Source organism: Neobacillus paridis (assembly GCF_016765675.1).
In the GTDB taxonomy this organism is placed as follows: Bacteria; Bacillota; Bacilli; order Bacillales; family Cytobacillaceae; genus Neobacillus; species Neobacillus paridis.
Genome location: NZ_JAESWB010000010.1, coordinates 1 through 585, shown reverse-complemented (window position 1 = coordinate 585; position 585 = coordinate 1). Strand labels below are relative to the sequence as shown.

1 protein-coding gene is annotated in these 585 nt (G+C 59.0%); it reads left to right on the top strand.

Annotation, left to right across the window (positions count from 1 at the left end; translation table 11 throughout):
* Positions 1–260: 260 nt before the first annotated feature.
* On the top strand, positions 261–585 hold a 325-nt coding region (locus tag JK635_RS27800; RefSeq protein WP_202651728.1), incomplete at its 3' end, for a winged helix-turn-helix domain-containing protein.

Sequence of the window (585 nt, the reverse complement as noted above, 5' to 3'; positions counted from 1 at the left end):
GACAGATCGCGGTTGACGATGGCAACGGTGGGAACGCCGTTCAGTTCTATGGTCGCAAAGCGCATGCTCACTCTCCTTGGTGCAGATTGGTTTTAAGATGAACCAAGTTAAACCAAGAATAGACCAATGTCAACCCGTGAAATCGGCTTCCAATGCAGGGCGAGAATGAACCAAGCACTCCTTTTGGCACACAGGAATGGATAATTGCTCTGTTGCGCCAGGCAATTGGTTTATAATTTCAACCATTTCCGGGAGGGCGCATGTACTCGTCAGACACCTTGCATGAATTCCGTCATTTCCTGCTGGACGAACTGCGTTCAGGCCGGCTGCAGGGCGGCGACCGCCTGCCGACCGAGCGCGAACTGTCCGAGACGTGGCACATCGGGCGCAGCGTGGTGCGGCGGGTGCTGTCGGAACTGAAGGAGCAGGGCCTGATCACCCAGGTGGTGGGCAGCGGCACCTATGTCAGCGCCGACGCCAGCGACAGGCTGCAAGCCGGCGCGGCCCAGGTCACCGCGATGGAAACCAGCCCGGCCGAGCTGATGGAAGTGCGGGTGCTGCTTGAGCCGGTCGTCATGCAGCTGG